Genomic DNA, 15787 nt, shown 5'->3' with positions numbered 1-15787 from the left:
GAGCCGCACCATGACGGTCGCCGATGCCCGCCCCGCCCACTGGGAGGCCACCGAGGCCCTGCGCACGGCCGACCCGCTGATCGCCGACCTGCTGGCCGCCGAGGACGAACGCCGGGCCGGGAGCCTGCAACTGCTCGCCGGGGAGAGCCTGGCCACCCCCGCCGTGCTGGCCGCGCTGACCGGCCCGCTGGTCGACAAGTACGCCGACGGCTACCCGGGCCGCCGCCACCACACCGGCTGCGCGCCCGCCGACACCGTGGAGCTGCTGGCGATCGACCGGGCCCGCGAACTGTTCGCCGCCCCGCACGCCAACGTCCAGCCCCGGTCCGGAACTTCGGCCATGCTGGCGGCCTACGCGGCGCTGCTGCGGCCGGACGACGCGGTGCTCGCCATGTCGCTGGAGCACGGCGGCCACCTGAGCGCCGGCTCGCGGGCCAACTTCTCCGGCCGCTGGTTCCGCTTCCACGGCTACGGGGTGCGCGCCGACGACGGCCTGATCGACCTCGACCAGGTCCGCGAACTGGCCCGTGAGCACCGCCCGAAGGCGATCGTGGCGGGCGGCATCTCCTACCCGCGGCACGTCGACTGGGCCGCCTTCCGGGAGATCGCCGACGAGGTGGACGCCTACCTGATCGCCGCCGCCGGGCAGACCGCCGGACTGGTCGCGGCCGGCGCCGCCCCCTCCCCGGTGCCGCACGCCGACGTCACCGTCGCCACCACCCACAAGCTGCTGCGCGGCCCGCGCGGCGGGCTGCTGCTGTGCACCGCCGAACTGGCCGACCGGATCGACCGGGCGGTGTTCCCGTTCAGCCAGGGCGGGGCGGCCGTGCACGAGGTGGCCGCCAAGGCGGTGGCGCTGGCCCAGGCCGCCACCCCGGAGTACACCGGCTACGTCCGCCGGGCGGTCTCCGGGGCCCGGGCGGTGGCCGCCGCGCTGGGCGCCGCCGGGGCGCCGCCGCTCACCGGCGGCACCGACACCCACCTGGTGTCGGCCTCGGTCCGGGCCCTCGGCATGACCGGCGTGGAGGCCGAACGCCGGTGCGCCGCGGCCGGGTTGATGCTCGGCCGGTGCGCCGTCCCGTACGACCCGGCGCCGCCCGCCGAGACCTCCGGGATCCGGCTGGGCACCGGGACGTGCGCGGCCCAGGGGATGGGCGAGGCGGAGCTCGGCGAGGTCGGCGAGCTGCTCGGCCGGGTGCTCCGCGGCGAGGCGGTCGAGCCGGTGCGCGGGCGGGTGCGGGAGCTGGCCCGGGCCTTCGCCGGGCGGCGCTGAGCGGTCCGGCACGGGGTCGGCGCGAGGTCCGGGCCGCTCGAGGAGAACCGCGATGCGGGAGCCGGGCGTCGGAGTCAATAAGGTGTGGTCCGTGGCGACGCACCCCGAACCCCGAACCAGCGCGGGAGTACCCTGCGTACTCGTCCGTCCGAGCGTGACCCTGGAGGCCAGTGGTGCGTGAGTATCTGCTGGTGATGTTCGTCTCGGCGGCGGTCACCTACCTGCTGGTCAGCCCGGTGCGGAAGTTCGCCATCGCGGCCGGCGCGATGCCCGCCGTCCGGGCCCGCGACGTGCACCGCGAACCGACCCCGCGGCTGGGCGGCATCGCCATGTTCGGCGGCCTGCTGGCCGGCCTGCTGGCGGCGTCCCAACTGACCAACCTCGGGCGGCTGTTCGTGCAGAGCGCGGACATCAAGGCGCTGCTCTCCGGGGCCGGGATCATGTTCGTGCTGGGCGTCCTGGACGACAAGTGGGGCGTGGACGCGCTGGTGAAGCTCGGCGGGCAGATGATCGCCGCCGGCGTGATGGTCTGGCAGGGCATCACGGTGATCGCCATCCCGGTGCCCGGCTACGGCTCCGTCCCGGTCACCCCGACCCAGGGCATGCTGATCTCGGTCGTGCTGGTGGTCGTCATGGTCAACGCGGTGAACTTCATCGACGGCCTGGACGGCCTGGCGGCCGGCATGGTCTGCATCGCCGCGATGGCCTTCTTCCTGTACTCGTACCGGCTCTGGCTCGGCTACGGGATCAACGACGCCGCGCCCGCCGCGCTGTTCACCGCGGTGCTGATCGGCATGTGCCTGGGCTTCCTGCCGCACAACCTGCACCCGGCGCGGATCTTCATGGGCGACTCCGGCTCGATGATGCTCGGCCTGATGCTGGCCGTCGCGGCGATCTCCATCACCGGCCGGGTCGACCCCGACCTGATCACCGAGCAGGTCGGCTCGCAGACCACCGCCGTGCACGCCCTGGTGCCGATCTACATCCCGCTGGTCCTGCCGCTGACGGTGATCGCGCTGCCGCTGGCCGACCTGCTGCTGGCCGTGGTGCGCCGCACCTGGGCGGGCAAGTCGCCGTTCGCGGCGGACAAGCAGCACCTGCACCACCGGCTGCTGGAGGTCGGGCACTCGCACAGCCGGGCCGTGCTGATCATGTACTTCTGGGCCGCGCTGATCGCCTTCGGCACCGTCGCGGTGTCGATCACCCACACCGGCCGCACGGTGGTCCTCACCATGGCGGGCCTGTGCCTGGCCGGCCTCGCGGTGCTGCTGATGCCGCGGTTCCGGCCGCGCGCGCCGAAGGCCGTCCAGTCCTTCGTGCCGCCCCGCTACCGGGACGGCGAACCGGGTGCCGCCGCGGGCGCTCCGGCGACCGCCGGGGAGGACGCCCCGACCGCCGCGGACGCGGGCGGGGACGCGCCCGCGATGGCCGAGCTGTCGGCCGAGGACAAGGCCCTGCTGGGACGGCTCGGGACGGGCGCGACGGCGGCCGGCCAGCACGGCGAGCGGCGTTCCTGACCGGACGTCAACTCCCGCTGGGCCGTTCGGCGGCACCCGTTCGGCGGCACTTGTGGGCCTACGGTGTGACAGGTACCACACGTTCATGGTAAAGCTCTCATCAAATAGTTTGTGATACCGTTCACGAGTACCGAGAACACGCCGAAAGACCTGACAGGTGGAGGACTTCCGTCCCCGGTCGGTCTCCCTCGTCGGGCGCGCCGTCAGGCGGCTGTCCGCGGCGGCGTCCTCGCACCCCGTGTATCTGCCCCCCGTTTCCGACATGCCGCCGGAGTTGCCGACATGCCGTCCCACGACGCCCGGATCCTCCGAGGCGCCGCAATTCCCACTGCGGTCGCCGGAGTGGTCGCCATGGCGATCGCCTTCGTCGTCGCGCAGGGGAAGGGTCTGCTCGGCGCGCTGCTCGCCACGGTGGTCGTGATCGCCTTCTTCGGCGCCGGCCAGCTCGCGCTCACCCGGTTCGGCCGGAACAACCCGCAGATGCTGATGCCGATCGCCATGCTGGTCTATACCACGCAGATCCTGGTGGTCGGCGTCCTGCTCGCGGTGGCCAAGCACCTCACCTTCTTCGACCACAAGGTCTTCGGGTTCTCGCTGCTCGGCCTGGTGATCATCTGGATGTGCTTCCAGGTGCGGGGCTGGCTCAAGGCCAAGACCTTCTACGTGGAACCCGACGGCAAGCCGAAATCAGGGCGTCAATCGTGAGCGGGGCACACCGTCCCCCTCACGAGGGGGGCGGTGTTTATGCCCTCCTGACGGGCTGCTATCGTCCGTCCCAACGGCGGAGTACGGGAAGCGGCCAGGTCCCTCCGAGAATCGGACGGATCGCCCCCCGGCTCCACGAAGCTTTCGAAGATCCCGCGGTGGGGATATGCGCCGCGCCGGGTCAGCGAGAAATCCAACTAGTTCCAGTGCCGCACCGTGGCCGACGGCCACGCCGACACACCGAGGTTGCCGTAACCATGCGTCAGAACGAAGGAGTCTGTGGTGGGTGCTGACGTCCAGCTCGCCTCCGAGGCCGGTTGCCACCTGAACTCCGGCTGCGGCTTCCCGGCCCCCGGTCTCGGCGAGTTCGACTTCAAGCCGATCTTCTCGGTCGGCGGGGTCGACTTCACCAAGCCGATGCTGCTGTCGATCATCTGCGCGCTGCTGGTGGTCGGGTTCTTCTGGGCCGCGTTCGCCAAGCCGAAGCTGCTCCCGGGCAAGCTCCAGCTGGTGGGTGAGATCGGGTACGACTTCGTCAAGCGGAGCATCGTGCTGGAGACCATCGGCAAAAAGGGCGAGAAGTACGTCCCGATGCTGGTCTCGATGTTCTTCTTCGTGTGGATCATGAACATCATGTCCATCGTCCCGTTCGCCCAGTTCCCGGTGATGTCGCGCATCGCGTTCCCGGTCGGGCTCGCGGCGATCGTGTGGGTCACCTACATGGGGCTGACCTTCAAGAAGCACGGCTTCGTCGGCGGCCTGAAGAACCTCTGCTGGCCGTCGGGCATTCCGGGCTGGGTCATGTTCATCCTGGTGCCGATCGAGTTCTTCTCGAACATCTTCGTGCGTCCCTTCACCCTCGCGGTCCGAGCCTTCGCCAACATGTTCGCCGGTCACCTGCTGATCGTCGTCTTCTCGGTGGCCTCGTGGTACCTGCTCAGCCCCAGCATCGGCGCCCTGTACGGCTCGGTGTCCTTCGTGGTGGCTGTCGGTCTGACCGCCTTCGAGCTGCTGGTGCAGTTCCTGCAGGCGTACATCTTCGTGATGCTCGCCAGCAGCTACATCGCCGGTGCCCTGGAAGAGGCGCACTGATTCCCGCGGCCCCGGCCGCGCCCACGAACTCCCGGTGGCCAACACCCACCGGTATCCCATCCCCGCAAAGGATTAGCTGAGATGTCCGCTCTCGCTGAGGTTTCCGGTTCCGTCGCTTCCATCGGCTACGGCCTCGCCGCCATCGGCCCCGGCATCGGCGTCGGTCTGATCTTCGGTAACGGCGTGCAGGCGATGGCCCGTCAGCCCGAGGCCGCCGGCCTGATCCGCTCCAACATGTTCATCGGTTTCGCCCTGACCGAGGCCCTCGCCCTGATCGGCATCGTCATGCCGTTCGTCTACGGCAAGTGAGCCAGGCGCAGCAGTAGTCAATTCCGACGAAAGGTTCTGATATGGCCCCCGAGGTCTTCCTCGCGTCGGAGGAGCAGATGAACCCGCTCCTCCCCGCGTGGCCCGAGGTCATCATCGGCCTGCTCTGCTTCTTCATCGTCTTCGGCATCCTCGGCAAGAAGCTCCTCCCCAGCATCGAGAAGGTGCTGGGGGAGCGCCGTGACGCCATCGAAGGCGGCATGAAGCGCGCGGAGACCGCTCAGGCCGAGGCCCAGGCCCTGCTGGAGCAGTACCGTGCCGAGCTCGCCGAGGCGCGCCACGAGGCCGCTCGGATCACCGAGCACGCCCGTGAGCAGGGCGCTGTCCTGATCAACGAGATGCGCGAGGAGGGCCAGCGCCAGCGCGAGGCCATCGTCGCCGCCGGCCACGCCCAGATCGAGGCCGACAAGAAGCAGGCGACCGCCGTCCTGCGCCAGGACGTCGGTTCGCTGGCCTCCCAGCTGGCCTCCCGCATCGTCGGTGAGTCGCTGGAGGACCACGCCCGCCAGAGCGGTGTCATCGACCGCTTCCTGGACGAGCTGGAGTCCAAGGCCGCCGCCGCCCAGGGTGCGTCCAAGTGATCGGCGCGAGCCGTGAGGCACTCGCCGCCGGCCGCGAGAACCTCGAGAGCCTGACCGACAACACCTCGGTGGACGCGGCCAAGCTCGCCGAGGAACTCGCCGCCGTCACCGCGCTGCTGGACCGCGAGGTCTCGCTGCGCCGCGTCCTGACCGACCCCGCGCGGTCCGGCCAGGACAAGGCCCAGCTGGTCGCCTCGCTGCTGAACGGCCAGGTCTCCGGCGAGAGCGTCGACCTGGTCTCCGGCCTGGTCCGCTCGCGCTGGTCCGGCGCGCGCGACCTGGTGGACGCGGTCGAGGAGCTCGCCGCGTACGCCGAGGTCGTCGCCGCCGACAAGACGGGCGCCCTGGACGACGTCGAGGACGAGCTGTTCCGGTTCGGCCGGGTGGTGGCGGGCTCGCACGAGCTGCGCTCCGCGCTGACCGAGCCGAAGGCCGACGCCGCCGCCAAGGCCGCGCTGGTCCGCAAGCTCCTCGGCGGCCGCGCCAACGCGGGCACCGTCCGCCTGGTCGCCAACCTGGTCACCAACCCGCGTGGTCGTAGCCTGGAGGGTGGCCTGGAGTCCTACTCCAAGCTCGCCGCCTCCCGGCGTGGCCGCGTGGTGGCCCTGGTCACCAGCGCGATCCCGCTGTCGGACGTCCAGAAGCAGCGCCTCGCCGCCGCGCTGGCCGGTCTGCACGGCCGGCAGGTGCACCTGAACATCGACGTGGATCCCGCGGTCCAGGGCGGTGTCCGGGTGCAGATCGGCGACGAGATCATCGACGGCACCGTCGCGAGCCGCCTCGAGGGCGCGCGCCAGGGCCTCGAAGGCTGAGCACCAGCACTATCCGACCCTCGGTCGGGCGTCGGTCCACACCGGGTGGGCCGGCAAAACGTACGGCCGGTTCACCCGACCCGGCCGAGAGTCGAGCACTTGCGGCCCTCAATGGCGGGCCGAGGATCGCAAACTAGGAGAGCAGGGAAGCCTGATGGCGGAGCTTACGATCCGTCCGGAGGAGATCCGGGACGCGCTGGCCGACTTTGTCCAGTCGTACCAGCCGGACGCGGCCTCGCGTGAAGAGGTCGGCACGGTCACCGAGGCCATGGACGGTATCGCCAAGGTCGAGGGTCTGCCCTCGGTCATGGCCAACGAGCTGCTGAAGTTCGAGGACGGTACCCTCGGCCTCGCGCTGAACCTCGACACCCGCGAGATCGGTGTCGTCGTCCTCGGTGAGTTCTCGGGCATCGAAGAGGGCCAGACCGTGCGCCGCACCGGCGAGGTCCTCTCGGTCCCGGTCGGCGACGGCTACCTGGGCCGCGTCGTGGACCCGCTGGGCAACCCGATCGACGGCCTGGGCGACATCGCCGCCACCGGCCGCCGCGCCCTGGAGCTGCAGGCCCCCGGCGTCATGGCCCGCAAGTCGGTCAAGCAGCCGCTGCAGACCGGCATCAAGGCGATCGACGCGATGACCCCGATCGGCCGCGGCCAGCGCCAGCTGATCATCGGTGACCGCCAGACCGGCAAGACCGCCGTCGCCGTCGACACGATCATCAACCAGCGCGACAACTGGCGTTCGGGCGACCCGGAGAAGCAGGTCCGCTGCATCTACGTCGCCGTGGGCCAGAAGGGCTCCACCATCGCGTCCGTCCGCGGCGCCCTGGAGGAGGCCGGCGCGCTGGAGTACACCACCATCGTGGCCGCTCCCGCCTCCGACCCGGCCGGCTTCAAGTACCTCGCCCCGTACACCGGTTCGGCCATCGGCCAGGAGTGGATGTACGACGGCAAGCACGTCCTCATCGTCTTCGACGACCTGTCGAAGCAGGCCGAGGCGTACCGTTCCGTCTCCCTGCTGCTGCGCCGCCCGCCGGGCCGCGAGGCCTACCCGGGCGACGTCTTCTACCTGCACTCCCGTCTGCTGGAGCGCTGCGCCAAGCTGAACGACGCCCTCGGCGGCGGCTCGATGACCGGTCTGCCGATCATCGAGACCAAGGCCAACGACGTCTCGGCGTACATCCCGACCAACGTCATCTCGATCACCGACGGCCAGTGCTTCCTGGAGTCCGACCTGTTCAACGCCGGCATCCGCCCGGCCGTGAACGTCGGCATCTCGGTCTCCCGCGTCGGTGGCTCCGCCCAGATCAAGGCCATGCGCTCGGTCGCCGGCCGTCTGCGCCTCGACCTCGCCCAGTACCGCGAGCTGGAGGCGTTCGCCGCCTTCGGTTCCGACCTGGACGCGGCCTCGAAGGCCCAGCTGGAGCGCGGTGCGCGCATGGTCGAGCTGCTGAAGCAGGGCCAGTACCAGCCGTTCCCGGTCGAGGAGCAGGTCGTCTCGATCTGGGCCGGCACCACCGGCCAGCTGGACGAGGTCCCGGTGGCGGACATCCGCCGCTTCGAGCGCGAGTTCCTGGACAACGTCCGCCTGGAGCACAAGGGCATCCTGGCCGGCATCGTCGAGACCGGTCTGCTGGAGCAGGGCACGATCGACGCGCTGACCGCCGCGATCACGTCCTTCAAGCAGGGCTTCACCACGGCTGACGGCAAGCTGCTCTCCGAGCAGGCCTGAGTCCGGTAGCGAGGGAAAGGACGTAACGACCCAATGGGAGCACAGCTTCGGGTCTACAAGCGCCGCATCCGCTCCGTCACCGCGACGAAGAAGATCACCAAGGCGATGGAGATGATCTCCGCGTCGCGCATCGTCAAGGCGCAGCGCGCGGTGGCCGCCTCCACTCCGTACGCCGACGAGCTCACCCGCGCGGTGACCGCGGTGGCCACCCGGTCCACCGCGAAGCACCCGCTGACCACCGAGAACCCGAACGCCTCGCGCGCCGCCGTCCTGCTGATCACGGCGGACCGCGGCCTGGCGGGCGGTTACTCGACCAACGCCATCAAGCAGTCGCTGGCGCTCGCCGCCCGCCTCCGCGAAGAGGGCAAGGAAGTGGTCACGTACATCGTCGGCCGCAAGGGCGTGGGCTACTACGGCTTCCGCAACCTGGCGGTGGCGAACTCCTGGACCGGCTTCTCCGACAAGCCGACCTACGGGGACGCCAAGACGGTGTCGGCGGATCTCATCGCGGCCTTCACCGCGGAGACCGGCGGCGTGGACGAGCTGCACCTGGTGTCGACCGAGTTCGTGTCGATGCTGACGCAGAACGCCGTGGACGCCCGGCTGCTGCCGCTGAAGCTCGACGAGGTCGAGCTGAGCGACGGCGCGCCGGCCAAGAACCAGATCTTCCCGCTGTACGACTTCGAGCCGTCGGCGGAGGGCGTCCTCGACGCGCTGCTGCCGCGGTACGTCGAGAGCCGGATCTACAACGCGCTGCTGCAGTCGGCCGCCTCCGAGCACGCCGCCCGCCGCCGCGCGATGAAGAGCGCGACGGACAACGCCGGCGAGCTCATCAAGTCGCTCACGCGGCTTGCCAACTCGGCCCGACAGGCCGAGATCACCCAGGAAATCAGCGAGATCGTCGGCGGTGCCAACGCCCTCGCCGACGCTAGCCGCGGGAGCGAATGAGTATGACCACCACTGTTGAGCCGACCACGGCGACGGGCCGCGTCGCGCGGGTCATCGGCCCGGTCGTCGACGTGGAGTTCCCCGTCGACGCCATTCCGGACATGTTCAACGCCCTGCACGTCGAGGTGGACAACCCCGACGGCTCGGGCAAGAAGACCCTGACCCTCGAGGTCGCCCAGCACCTCGGCGACGGCCTGGTCCGCGGCATCTCGATGCAGCCGACCGACGGCCTGGTCCGCGGCGCGCAGGTCACCGACACCGGTTCGGCGATCTCCGTCCCGGTCGGCCAGATCACCAAGGGCAAGGTGTTCAACGCCCTCGGTGAGGTGCTGAACGTCGACAAGGCCGAGTTCGAGTCCCAGGTGGAGGTCCGCTGGCCGATCCACCGCAAGGCCCCGAACTTCTCCGAGCTCGAGTCGAAGACCGAGATGTTCGAGACCGGCATCAAGGTCATCGACCTCCTCACCCCGTACGTCACCGGTGGCAAGATCGGCCTGTTCGGTGGTGCCGGTGTCGGCAAGACCGTGCTCATCCAGGAGATGATCTACCGCGTCGCCGAGAACTTCGGTGGTGTGTCGGTGTTCGCCGGTGTCGGCGAGCGCACCCGTGAGGGCAACGACCTCATCGACGAGATGGTCGACTCGGGCGTCCTGGACAAGACCGCGCTGGTCTTCGGCCAGATGGACGAGCCGCCGGGCACCCGCCTCCGGGTCGCGCTCTCCGCGCTGACCATGGCGGAGTACTTCCGCGACGTCGAGAAGCAGGACGTGCTCCTCTTCATCGACAACATCTTCCGGTTCACCCAGGCCGGTTCCGAGGTGTCGACCCTGCTCGGCCGCATGCCCTCCGCGGTGGGCTACCAGCCGAACCTGGCCGACGAGATGGGCCTCCTGCAGGAGCGCATCACCTCGACCCGCGGTCACTCGATCACCTCGATGCAGGCGATCTACGTCCCCGCGGACGACCTGACCGACCCGGCGCCGGCCACCACCTTCGCCCACCTGGACGCGACCACCGTTCTGTCGCGCCCGATCTCGGAGAAGGGCATCTACCCGGCCGTCGACCCGCTGGACTCCACGTCCCGCATCCTCGACCCGCGGTACATCACGCAGCTCCACTACGACACGGCCGTCCGTATCAAGGGGATCCTGCAGAAGTACAAGGACCTCCAGGACATCATCGCGATCCTCGGCATCGACGAGCTGTCCGAGGAGGACAAGGTCACGGTGCAGCGGGCCCGCCGCATCGAGCGCTTCCTCTCGCAGAACACCTACGTGGCGAAGCAGTTCACCGGTGTCGACGGTTCGACCGTGCCGCTGTCGGAGACCATCGAGGCCTTCAACGCGATCGCGGACGGCAAGTACGACCACGTCCCGGAGCAGGCCTTCTTCATGTGCGGTGGCATCGAGGACCTCGAGCGCAACGCCGCCGAGCTGCTCAAGAAGTAACCGCAGGCCGGTTGCAGGCAGACCGAACCGTTGAGGGGTGGTCCCCGGCTCTCGTCGGGGGCCACCCCTCACCGCTGGATCTGCTGTGATCCCGGTCATTTACGAGGTCTTGGTTTCGTTCCGGGGCCACGCGACCGTTATTCTTACCGAAACTGCCGAGATCGCCGCCCGTTCGCCCGGGTGCCCGAGGACCGGCAAGAGCCAAGGAGCCCACGTTGGCTGAGCTGCACGTCGAGCTGGTCGCAGCCGACCGCAAGGTGTGGTCCGGTGCGGCCACCATCGTTGTCGCCCGCACGGCCTCCGGTGACACCGGCATCATGCCCGGCCACACCCCGGTGCTGAGCGTGCTGGAGACCGGACCGGTCACCATCCGCACCACCGACCAGGGCACGATCGTCGCCGCGGTGCACGGCGGCTTCATCTCGTTCGCCGACAACAAGCTGTCGATCCTCGCCGAGATCGCCGAGCTGGCCGACGAGATCGACGTCGCCCGGGCCGAGCGGGCGCTGGAGAACGCCAAGACCGACCTCGACTCGCACGCCGAGCGTCGTGCCGAGGTCCGCCTGCTCGCCGTCGGCGGGTTGAAGGCGCATCACTGAGCCTGGCCTCAGCGACGGTCCCGGGGACGCCTGGAGCGTGACCCCGGGACTGTCGTATCAGTTGGTAGGAATGAGCGGTCGCAGGCCGACCGCCACGGGGAAGCAGCGAGGAGGTAGGTGAGCATGGTCCTCGCCCTTGTGGTGTGCGCGACGGTGGTGGTCCTGGCCATTGCCGGGCTGGTCGGCTTCGCGGTACGCCGCCGCCTCATCCAGCGGGTGGGCGGCACCTTCGACTGCTCCTACCGGTTGAAAATGCCGGCCGACGCCTCCGTCCAGCCGGATCTCGACGAGAACGGCCGACCCACCTCAGCCCCGGTCCCGCAGACCGACGGCAAGGGGTGGGTTTTTGGTATCGGCCGCTACAGCGGTGACTCGATCGAGTGGTTCCGGGTCTTCTCCTACGCGCCCCGGCCGCGGCGGGTGCTGCCGCGCACCGAGATCGAGGTGCTGGGCCGCCGCTACCCGCAGGGGCAGGAGGAGCTCGCCCTGCTCTCCGGCTCCGTAGTGCTGCGCTGCCTGCACAAGGGCGCCCCGCTGGAGCTGGCGATGAGCGACGACGCGCTGACCGGCTTCCTGGCCTGGCTGGAGGCGGCGCCGCCCGGACAGCGGGTCAACGTCGCGTAGCGACGGGACCCGCTGGTGGGGGTCCCCCCGGCCGGAGGCTGGGGGATGGGTCAACGTCGCGTGATGTTCGGCTCAGTGAGCCGCCGTTAACACGGTTCGGCGTGCCCGCTAGGCTGCGGGCATGGTGAACCTCACGCGCATCTACACCCGGACCGGGGACGACGGCACGACCGCGCTCGGCGACATGAGCCGGACGACGAAGACCGACCCCCGGCTGATCGCGTACGCGGACACCAACGAGGCCAACGCGGCGCTCGGCGTGGCGCTGGCCGCCGGGCAGCTGGACGAGGAGCTCGTCGCGGTGCTGACCCGGGTCCAGAACGACCTGTTCGACGTCGGCGCGGACCTGGCCACCCCGATCGTCGAGGACCCGAAGTACCCGCCGCTGCGGGTCGAGCAGTCGTACGTCGACCGGCTGGAGGGCGACTGCGACCGGTTCCTGGCCGACCTGGAGAAGCTGCGCAGCTTCATCCTTCCCGGCGGGACGCCCGGCGCCGCGTACCTGCACCTGGCGTGCACGGTGGTGCGGCGGGCCGAGCGGGCGACCTGGGCGGCGATCGAGGTGCACGGCGAGGGCATCAACCCGCTGACCGCGAAGTACCTGAACCGGCTGTCCGACCTGCTGTTCATCCTGGCCCGCACCGCCAACAAGGAGCGCGGCGACGTGCTCTGGGTGCCCGGCGAGAACCGCTGACGCGCGGTCACTTCTCCCGTTTGGGGAAGACCGTGTAGCTGGCGGCGACCAGCAGGTTGATGCCGACCACCAGGCCCATCCGCGGGTACCAGGAGTCCAGCGCCGCCGTCCGGGCGCTGTCGCCGACCAGCCACTGCGCGGCCGCCACCAGCGCCACCGTGACCGCCGAGGCGAGCAGCGTCAGCGCGAACACGCCCCACTCGTAACGGGCCCGCGGCGCACCGTACTTGGGCATCCCGGCGGGCTTCGGGCCGCCGGCCAGGCGGTGCGCGGCGTGGCCGTCCGCCCAGCGGACCAGGCGGCGGCCGTAGGCGAGCGAGAAGCCGACGTACGCGGCCGCCAGACCGTGCGTCCAGTCGGCGGTGGCACCGCCGCGCAGGTCGGCGACGGTCGCACCGAGGATCACCAGGTCGACCACCGGGAGCAGCGCCAACAGCACCGCGCCCGTGCGGCGCAGGCGAAGCCCGTACCGGGCCAGCAGCCCGGCGGTCAGCACCACCCAGAAACCGATCTCACCGGCGACGATCAGGGAAACCATGCTTCGAGCATGCCGCGCGGGCGGGGCCGGGTCATCGTCCGGCGAGTCGAGCGGGGCGTGCGACTTTCGTCGGACGGCGGGTCGTCCGGCCGGTCGTTCCCGCAGGTCGGAAGGAGTGCTGGGATGGGGCCCGTGAGGCTCACCGCCCGCCAGGAGGACCTGGCCGTCGCCGCCGCCGGGCTGCTCGGCGGCCTGCTGCTGCTCGCGTTCCGCGCCTACGACGCCCGGCCCGGGCTGCCGGTGTGGGCGGTGGCGCTGCCGCTGGTGGCGATGGCCGCGCTGGAGACGGTGCGCCGCCGGTGGACGGTGTGGACGGTCTGCCTGGGCGGCGCGCTGTTCGGCGCCGCCGTGTACCTGGGCTCGCTGACGGCCACCCTGCTGATGTACACCGACCTGCTGTACGCGGCCACCCTGTACGGGCCGGCCCGGATGAGCAAGGTGCTGCAACTGACCGGTACCGCCGCCACCCTGGTGCTCTCCGCGCTGACCTGGCGGTACGGGTCGGTGTCCGGGGCGCTGCTGGTCGCGGTGTTCTGCGGGCTGATCTTCCTCGCCCCGGTCTGGACGGCCGACCTGCTGCGCCGGCACCGGGACCTGGCCGAGACCGAGCGGCTGCGGGCCGAACAGACCGCGCTGCTCGCCGAACTGGACCGGCGAGGGGCGGTGGTCGCGGAGCGCGCCCGGATGGCCCGGGAACTGCACGACGTGATCGCCAACCACCTGTCGGCGATCGCCATCCACGCCACCGGCGCCCAGGCGGTGGCCCGCCGCCAGCACCGGGCGCCGGACGAGCCGCTGGTGGAGGCGCTCGCGGTGATCCGGGAGAACAGCGTGCAGGGCCTGGCCGAGATGCGCCGGATGATCGGCCTGCTGCGCGAGACCGTCCCCGAAGAACCGTACGCCGCACCGCGGTTGGCCGCCGTGGACGTGCTGCTCGACCAGGCCAGGGCGGCCGGGCGGGACGCCGGACTGAGGTTCGAGGCCGAGGAGAGCGGCGAGCGCGGCGAGCTGTCCGCGCCGCTGGAGCTCGCCGCGTACCGGATCGTCCAGGAGTCGCTGACCAACGCCGTCAAGCACGCCGCGCCCGGCCCGGTGCGGCTGCGGATCCATTACGGGGAGGGCGAGTTGGCGATCTCGGTGGAGTCCGCGTACCGGGCCGGCGAGGGCCGGCCGGTGCCCGGGGCGAAGGCCGGGCTGGTCGGCATGGGCGAGCGGGCCCAACTGCTCGGCGGGGAGTTCACCGCCGGGCCGCAGGGGGAGACGTGGACGGTGCGGGCGGTACTGCCGCGGACGGCGGGCGGGGAGCGGGCATGATCCGGGTACTGGTGGCCGAGGACCAGGCGGCGGTGCGGGCCGCGCTGGTGATGATCCTGCGGGCGGAGGACGACCTGGAGGTGGTCGGCGAGGCCGCCGACGGCGAGCAGGCCGTCCGGCTGGCGCTGGAACTGCGGCCCGACGTGGTGCTGATGGACGTCCAGATGCCCCGGCTGGACGGCGTCGCCGCGACCCGGCAGGTGGTCGCCGCCGGGGCCGGGCAGGTGCTGGTGCTCACCACCTTCGACCTCGACGAGTACGTGTGGGGCGCGCTGCGGGCCGGCGCCGCCGGGTTCCTGCTCAAGGACCTGGAGGCCGAGACCCTGGTCGACGGGATCCGGACGGTCGCCCGCGGCGACGGGATGCTCGCGCCGTCCGTCACCCGCCGGCTGATCTCCTCCTTCGCCCGCACCGGCGCCCCCGCCCCCGCGGGCGCCGACGCGCTCGCCGAACTCACCCCCAAGGAGCGCGAGGTGCTGGGCTGCCTCGGCGCGGGCCTGTCCAACGCGGAGATCGCCGCCCGGCTGCGCACCGCCGAGGCCACCACCAAGACGCACGTCAGCCGGATCCTGGCCAAGCTCGGCCTGCGCAGCCGGGTCCAGGCGGCGATCCTCGCCCAGGAGCTGGGAGTGCCCGTCCCCGAGGGGGAGTAGCGGCGGGGGAGGGGGCGCAGATCACACCCGTTCCGGCGCAGATCACACCGCCGGAACGCACCACGGCGGGCGCGCTCCCACTAGAGTCCGGCGAGAGCGATGCCGCTCCCGCAGGTGGTCCGTGCTGCCCGGGTGCGGGACGTTCCGGGCGGTTGGGTGAGTTTGCTCACCGTCCGCCCCGCAGACGGGTGATTTGGGCGGTAATCGAGCGTAGGTGTGAGGTGATCCTGCGTATATTCCCTCGGACGGGTGAAGTTGAGGGACAGTCCGGCGGGTGACAGCAACCTGCGGAACTGGTTCACCGTCAGATTCAGGAAGGGCCGGTGCGCGGACCCGGCCCAGCGGAGCACGGACGTTCCCCGAGGTGCGAGCGGCACCGTGGAACGGACGTACGGCGGACGGCCGAGGAGGAGGACAGCGTGCGCATCACCGGCGACCACACCGGACTGGCCATCGAAGGGCGACTCGACGTGCGCAGCGCCGCCGACGCCCGGGCGCTGCTGCACGCCGCCGTCGACGGCGGCGAGGGAGACCTCGTCCTCGACCTCGGCCACCTGGAGTTCTGGGACGCCACCGGGCTCGGCGTCATCATGGGCACCCACCGCCGGGCCGGCCGGGCCGGCCGGCGCCTGGTGCTCCGGGAAGTGCCCGTCCAGCTGCAGCGCCTGCTGGTGGCCACCCGGCTGCACCGGATCCTGGCGGTCGAGGGAGCGGTCCAGGACCCCTGCGGGACGACCCTCCCCGCACTCGGCTAGGTCCGGTCCGGTCGATCTTGTCGGATCGGCGCCCGGCGTCGGGCGCCCGGCAAGATCGCCCGGACAGGGCCTGGATCCTGTCCCCGCCCGCGGGGCGCGCGCGGAGGTTCGTGCGCCGACCGGCCCGGTGCCGGAACCACCCCTGTGTGGTGACCCGCCGTGCCCGTGTGGGAAAGTC

The 15787-nt window shown here is 71.0% G+C and carries 17 protein-coding genes; 16 read left to right on the top strand and 1 reads right to left on the bottom strand.

Features of this window, described 5'->3' with window-relative positions; translation table 11 throughout:
• The first annotated feature begins 10 nt into the window (after positions 1 to 10).
• From EDD39_RS01115 to EDD39_RS01055, 13 genes are all read left to right on the top strand, one after another.
• Positions 11 to 1273 carry a serine hydroxymethyltransferase gene (locus tag EDD39_RS01115; RefSeq protein ID WP_123552901.1) on the top strand — a complete coding sequence of 421 codons (1263 nt, stop codon included), beginning with the start codon at positions 11 to 13 and terminating at the stop codon, positions 1271 to 1273.
• Positions 1274 to 1446: 173 nt separating this feature from the next.
• The gene (locus EDD39_RS01110; RefSeq protein ID WP_123552899.1) at positions 1447 to 2790 is read left to right on the top strand and encodes an MraY family glycosyltransferase; all 1344 of its coding nucleotides are present in this window, start codon (positions 1447 to 1449) and stop codon (positions 2788 to 2790) included.
• Positions 2791 to 3072: 282 nt separating this feature from the next.
• Positions 3073 to 3495: a Cg1360 family ATP-synthase-associated protein gene (locus EDD39_RS01105; RefSeq protein WP_123552897.1), complete on the top strand. Its 423-nt coding sequence runs from the start codon at positions 3073 to 3075 to the stop codon at positions 3493 to 3495.
• Positions 3496 to 3774: 279 nt separating this feature from the next.
• The gene (gene atpB, locus EDD39_RS01100; RefSeq protein WP_425269627.1) at positions 3775 to 4587 is read left to right on the top strand and encodes a F0F1 ATP synthase subunit A; all 813 of its coding nucleotides are present in this window, start codon (positions 3775 to 3777) and stop codon (positions 4585 to 4587) included.
• 81 nt (positions 4588 to 4668) lie between these two features.
• Positions 4669 to 4896, top strand: coding sequence for an ATP synthase F0 subunit C (atpE, locus tag EDD39_RS01095; RefSeq protein WP_030909515.1), 228 nt, complete (start codon positions 4669 to 4671; stop codon positions 4894 to 4896).
• Between the two features lie 41 nt (positions 4897 to 4937).
• Entirely contained in the window at positions 4938 to 5495 is a 558-nt protein-coding gene (locus EDD39_RS01090) for a F0F1 ATP synthase subunit B (RefSeq protein WP_030909517.1), read from the top strand.
• Positions 5492 to 6307, top strand: coding sequence for a F0F1 ATP synthase subunit delta (locus EDD39_RS01085; protein ID WP_123552893.1), 816 nt, complete (start codon positions 5492 to 5494; stop codon positions 6305 to 6307). Before EDD39_RS01090 ends, EDD39_RS01085 begins: the two co-directional genes overlap by 4 nt.
• A 154-nt stretch (positions 6308 to 6461) precedes the next feature.
• The gene (gene atpA / locus EDD39_RS01080; RefSeq protein WP_123552891.1) at positions 6462 to 8036 is read left to right on the top strand and encodes a F0F1 ATP synthase subunit alpha; all 1575 of its coding nucleotides are present in this window, start codon (positions 6462 to 6464) and stop codon (positions 8034 to 8036) included.
• Positions 8037 to 8069: 33 nt separating this feature from the next.
• Entirely contained in the window at positions 8070 to 8984 is a 915-nt protein-coding gene (locus EDD39_RS01075; RefSeq protein ID WP_123552889.1) for a F0F1 ATP synthase subunit gamma, read from the top strand.
• Between the two features lie 2 nt (positions 8985 to 8986).
• Positions 8987 to 10432 (top strand): F0F1 ATP synthase subunit beta, encoded by a 1446-nt coding sequence (gene atpD, locus EDD39_RS01070; protein WP_123552887.1) that lies wholly within the window; start codon positions 8987 to 8989, stop codon positions 10430 to 10432.
• A 215-nt stretch (positions 10433 to 10647) separates the two neighbouring features.
• On the top strand, positions 10648 to 11031 hold the full coding sequence (locus EDD39_RS01065) for a F0F1 ATP synthase subunit epsilon (RefSeq protein ID WP_123552885.1): 384 nt from the start codon (positions 10648 to 10650) through the stop codon (positions 11029 to 11031).
• A 123-nt stretch (positions 11032 to 11154) separates the two neighbouring features.
• Entirely contained in the window at positions 11155 to 11655 is a 501-nt protein-coding gene (locus tag EDD39_RS01060; protein WP_123552883.1) for a DUF2550 domain-containing protein, read from the top strand.
• A gap of 121 nt (positions 11656 to 11776) precedes the next feature.
• A complete protein-coding gene (locus EDD39_RS01055) occupies positions 11777 to 12349 on the top strand; it encodes a cob(I)yrinic acid a,c-diamide adenosyltransferase (protein ID WP_123552881.1) in 573 nt (190 codons plus the stop codon).
• 7 nt (positions 12350 to 12356) lie between these two features.
• On the opposite strand, the gene EDD39_RS01050 is transcribed toward EDD39_RS01055, so the two are convergent.
• Entirely contained in the window at positions 12357 to 12887 is a 531-nt protein-coding gene (locus EDD39_RS01050; protein WP_123552879.1) for a hypothetical protein, read from the bottom strand.
• A gap of 123 nt (positions 12888 to 13010) precedes the next feature.
• Here EDD39_RS01050 and EDD39_RS01045 point away from each other — a divergent pair, with 123 nt between their 5' ends.
• From EDD39_RS01045 to EDD39_RS01035, 3 genes are all read left to right on the top strand, one after another.
• Positions 13011 to 14201, top strand: a complete 1191-nt coding sequence (locus EDD39_RS01045) for a sensor histidine kinase (RefSeq protein WP_123552877.1) — start codon at positions 13011 to 13013, stop codon at positions 14199 to 14201.
• Entirely contained in the window at positions 14198 to 14854 is a 657-nt protein-coding gene (locus tag EDD39_RS01040; protein WP_123552875.1) for a response regulator, read from the top strand. Before EDD39_RS01045 ends, EDD39_RS01040 begins: the two co-directional genes overlap by 4 nt.
• Positions 14855 to 15273: 419 nt before the next feature.
• Positions 15274 to 15609 (top strand): STAS domain-containing protein, encoded by a 336-nt coding sequence (locus EDD39_RS01035; protein ID WP_123552873.1) that lies wholly within the window; start codon positions 15274 to 15276, stop codon positions 15607 to 15609.
• The last annotated feature ends 178 nt before the right edge of the window (positions 15610 to 15787 follow it).

The sequence above is a fragment of the Kitasatospora cineracea genome (genome assembly GCF_003751605.1).
GTDB classification, from domain to species: Bacteria; Actinomycetota; Actinomycetes; order Streptomycetales; family Streptomycetaceae; genus Kitasatospora; species Kitasatospora cineracea.
Note: the sequence above shows the minus strand (reverse complement) of the source record. Positions and strands in the feature narration are given on the sequence as shown.